General features: G+C 66.7%; 6 protein-coding genes. All 6 read left to right on the plus strand.

Annotated elements, in window-relative coordinates; translation table 11 throughout:
* The first annotated feature begins 47 nt into the window (after positions 1-47).
* A complete protein-coding gene (locus VFG33_RS13750; protein ID WP_325026250.1) occupies positions 48-398 on the plus strand; it encodes a YciI family protein in 351 nt (116 codons plus the stop codon).
* On the plus strand, positions 395-1606 hold the full coding sequence (locus VFG33_RS13755) for an RNA polymerase sigma factor (protein ID WP_325026252.1): 1212 nt from the start codon (positions 395-397) through the stop codon (positions 1604-1606). The genes VFG33_RS13750 and VFG33_RS13755 overlap by 4 nt, the downstream gene beginning before the upstream one ends.
* A 176-nt stretch (positions 1607-1782) precedes the next feature.
* Positions 1783-2220 carry a hypothetical protein gene (locus tag VFG33_RS13760; protein ID WP_325026253.1) on the plus strand — a complete coding sequence of 146 codons (438 nt, stop codon included), beginning with the start codon at positions 1783-1785 and terminating at the stop codon, positions 2218-2220.
* Between the two features lie 382 nt (positions 2221-2602).
* Positions 2603-2857, plus strand: a complete 255-nt coding sequence (locus VFG33_RS13765) for a cupredoxin domain-containing protein (protein WP_325026255.1) — start codon at positions 2603-2605, stop codon at positions 2855-2857.
* A complete protein-coding gene (locus tag VFG33_RS13770) occupies positions 2857-3540 on the plus strand; it encodes a DsbA family protein (protein WP_325026257.1) in 684 nt (227 codons plus the stop codon). Before VFG33_RS13765 ends, VFG33_RS13770 begins: the two co-directional genes overlap by 1 nt.
* Positions 3524-4023: vitamin K epoxide reductase family protein (locus VFG33_RS13775; RefSeq protein ID WP_325026259.1), on the plus strand; the 500-nt coding region annotated here is incomplete at its 3' end. The genes VFG33_RS13770 and VFG33_RS13775, both read left to right, overlap by 17 nt.

Genomic DNA, 4023 nt, shown 5'->3' on the forward strand with positions numbered 1-4023 from the left:
CTCCCCTCCGATTGACGCCGGACCAGCCACACTGAACCCAGGAGGTGATGCGCGTGAAGTACGTGCTGATGTTCGTCGACACCGAGGACTACGCCAAGGAAGTCGAGGCGATGAGCCGGCCCGAGCTGGAGCAGGTGTACCGGCGGGTGAACCAGTGGTTCGTCGACCACGCCGACAAGATCACCGGCAACAGCGGCAAACTCCAGGGCGCCGCCAGTGCCACGACCGTCCGGCTGGACGGGGACAAGGCGATCACGACAGACGGGCCATTCATGGAGGGCAAAGAGGTGATCAGTGGCTTCACCGAGATCGAGGTCGCCGACCTCGACGAGGCCCTCCGGATGGTCAGGACCTGGCCGGCCTGCCCGGTGGTCGAGATCCGTCCAGTGGAGTCATGAGCACAGGTCCTGACAAGGCGAACGTCGAGCTGGCCCGGGTGGTGCGAGACCACGCGGGCCGGCTTGCGGCGTCCCTGGTGTCCCTGCTCGGAGACTTCTCCGCCGCTGAGGACCTGGTCCAGGACGCCGTCGAGACCGCACTCCGCCGCTGGCCGACCGAAGGCATCCCCGACCGGCCGGACAGCTGGCTGTTCATAGTGGCGAAACGTCGAGGTCTGGACGTACTGCGCCGCCAGAGCACCTACCGAACCAAACTGGCTCAGCTCGAGTGGCCGGTCCAACCGGCACCGGACGACCGGCTGAAGCTGATCTTCACCTGCTGCCACCCTGCCCTCGCGCAACCGGCGCAGATCGCCCTGACCCTGCGGGTGGTCTGTGGTCTCACCACCGGGCAGATCGCCGCCGCGTTCCTGCAGCCCGAGACGACCGTTGCTCAACGCATCACCCGGGCCAAACGCAAGATCGCAGACGCCGCGATCCCGTACCGGATCCCCCGCGACGACGAGCTCCCCGAACGCCTCAGCGAAGTACTGACTGTCATCTATCTACTGTTCAACGAGGGCTACCTGTCCAGCGGCACCGACCGGGTCCACTCCCGCGATCTCGTCGACGACGCCGAATGGCTCACCACTCTCCTGACCGGCCTCCTTCCGAGCGAACCCGAGATCGCCGGTCTGCTGACGCTCATCCGACTCCACCGCGCTCGCACCAGCGCGCGATTCACCGCGGACGGCCAGCTGATCCTGCTCCAGGATCAAGACCGCACCCGCTGGGACCACAGCGCGATCACCGCGGCCACCGCACTTCTGACCAGGACCGCCCGACGACACCACGCGCCGGGCCCGTACCAACTGCAGGCAGCCATCGCCGCCTGTCACTGCGAAGCTGCCACCTGGCACGACACCGACTGGCCGCAGATTCTCGTCCTGTACGACATGCTGCTCCGCTTCCAGCCGTCGGCCGTCACCCGACTTCATCGTGCCGTCGCCGTCCGCTATGTCCACGGTGCCGAAGCTGCTCTCGCAGAACTCGCGGAGCTCGGCGACGCCCTGCAGAGCTACCCGCTGTTTCACGCGATCCTCGCCGAACTCCTCCGCGCCGCCGGACAACCAGAGGCCGCGCGGCTCGCCGATCACGCAGCGCTCGACCTTGCCCGAAACCCGGCCCAGATCGATCTCTTGCAAGACCGGATCGCGTTGCACCAGTGAGCACCTACGTCATCTTCACAGCCGACACGGAAGCCACGTTCGAGATCGCAACCCAGGACAGCGACAAACTCGTCGCCAACCTCATCGTGGCCGATCCGCACTGACGGTGCCTGCGCTCCGAGTCGGCGCTGGGCTGCCGCCGCACGCGATCAGACTGCCCGCTACGCTTTCCGACAATGAACACGCCTTGGCGGACCGGCCGGTCGAGGTTTGCGTGCTCGGCCGGCCATCCGAAGTTTGTGCGCTCCCTGGTGATCCTCGGGGCGTTCCTTGGCGTGTTCGCGTTGCACAGCCTGACCGCCGACAAGGACCCGTTCTCGACCACGCAGGACGTCGCAGTGCAGGTCGTTTCGCACGCGGCGAGCGAAGGACTGGAGCAGGTCGCGATGGTGGCACCTGCGGCTTTGGCGACAGACTCGACTGACCAGCACCACCTGCCGTGCCTCGCATCCCTGGCGGGTTCACTCCTGCTGCTGTCGGCATGGCTGATCCTTCGACGCCAGCGCTTCGGCGACGTACCGCACCGCGCGACCGTGACGCTGGGCGCGCTTCCGCCTTACCTGCCGGCCTGGAGCCTTCCTCCACTGGCGAAGCTGTGCATTCTGCGGACCTGAGCCGCCTGCTGCTGTTCTGACCACTCGGCCACGCCGTCGCCTGTTGGGGCGACGGCGACCCGCACGTACCCGCGTGAGCTCGGGGCGCTGCAACACGCCCGGACCGAGTCCCTGGTGATGCGCTCGCGCGTCGCCTCCTATCTGTACGTACGAAAGGAACTTCGTTATGCGGTTCTCCCGAACCGGCGGTCTGACCGTCGCCCTCCTCGTCGCCATGGCCTTGAGCGGTTGCGGAAGCGATGACACTCCAACTGCCGGAAGCAACACCCCGTCGCCGAGCACGGCCGCCACCCCAACCGCGCCCTCGTCCACCCCGTCAACTCAACCGAGCCCATCCCCCACACCGACCGCGACGACCCCGGCGAGCACGGCGGATGTGGCAGTGAACGTGACCATCGCCGGCGGGAAGGTCTCGGCCGGCGGTCACGCGGTGGTCAAGGCCAAACGTGGCCAGACGATCCGAATCAACGGCGTGAGCGATGTGGCCGAATCGCTGCATGTGCACGGCTACGACAAGACCCTGGAGCTGAAGCCGGGCAAGCAAGCCTCGGTGGAGTTCCTGGCCGACACCAAAGGCATCTTCGAGGTCGAGACCCACGAGAGCGGCAAGCTCGTCTTCAAACTGCAGGTGTCGTGATGGCCATGAAGCTCAACGCCAATGCCCGGATCTCCATCGGGATCGCCGCGGCCTTCGCCGTGGTGATCGCGGTCTTGCTGGCAGTCAACGCTGCCGGCTCCGACGACAACACCCCAGCACCTGCGGCAGGCGCGTCAGCGGACGTGGACAAGCACGAGCGCCTGGTCCGACCGGACAGCCACAAGCTCGACGTTGCCGCCGACAACAAGGTCACCTTCGTGGAGTTCCTCGACTTCGAGTGCGAGTCGTGCCGCGCCGCGTTCCCGGCCGTGGAGCAACTGCGAAAGGACTACGCCGGCAAAGTGACCTTTGTGGTGCGGTACTTCCCGATCCCCTCACACTTCAACGCCGAACGCGCCGCCCGGGCCGTCGAGGCCGCCTCGAAACAGGGCAAGTTCGAGCAGATGTACCAGAAGATGTACGAGACCCAGACCGAGTGGGGTGAGCAGCAGGTCCCGGCCGATGAGCGGTTCCGCGGGTTCGCCAAAGACTTCGGTCTGGATCTGGCCGCGTTCGACAAGGCCTACAACGACCCCGCCACTCTGGAGCGGATCAAGAGGGACGTCGCCGACGGCGAGGCCCTCGGGGTGACCGGGACCCCGACCTTCTTCCTCAACGGCAGCAAGATCCAGCCTGAGTCGCTGGCCGACCTCACCGCGAGCGTCGATGCCGCCCTCAAGTAGCGCCGCGCGCGGGACGGCGTACCGGGAATGGCCCAGCCTCGAGGCGCCTGGGCCGTTCCCGCGGTTGCTGCCGTGGCTACTCCTGATCGGTGGCGTCATCGGCCTACTGGCGGCATCGGTGTTGACGGTGGAGAAGATCGCGATCCTGCGCGACCCCACCTACGTGCCGTCGTGCAGCATCAACCCGGTGCTGTCGTGCGGTTCGGTGATGACCAAACCGCAGGCCGAGGCCTTCGGATTCCCGAACCCGCTGCTCGGCATCGCCGGGTTCGCGATCGTTGCATCCATCGGCGCGGCCCTTCTCGCGGGCGCCGCCTTCCGGCGCTGGTTCTGGCTCGGCCTGCAGGCCGGCGCCACGTTCGGTGTCGTGTTCGTGCACTGGCTGATCTTCCAGAGCCTGTACCGGATCGGCGCCTTGTGCCCGTACTGCATGGCGGTGTGGACCGTGACCATCGCGATCTTCTGGTACGTCACGCTCCACAA

The sequence above is a fragment of the Kribbella sp. genome, assembly GCF_035687465.1.
Taxonomy (GTDB): Bacteria; Actinomycetota; Actinomycetes; order Propionibacteriales; family Kribbellaceae; genus Kribbella.

Coding starts and splice junctions, on each gene's coding strand:
- VFG33_RS13750 (WP_325026250.1), top strand. CDS start 48: ATGCGCGTGAAGTACGTGCTGATGTTCGTCGACACCGAGGACTACGCC.
- VFG33_RS13755 (WP_325026252.1), top strand. CDS start 395: ATGAGCACAGGTCCTGACAAGGCGAACGTCGAGCTGGCCCGGGTGGTG.
- VFG33_RS13760 (WP_325026253.1), top strand. CDS start 1,783: ATGAACACGCCTTGGCGGACCGGCCGGTCGAGGTTTGCGTGCTCGGCC.
- VFG33_RS13770 (WP_325026257.1), top strand. CDS start 2,857: ATGGCCATGAAGCTCAACGCCAATGCCCGGATCTCCATCGGGATCGCC.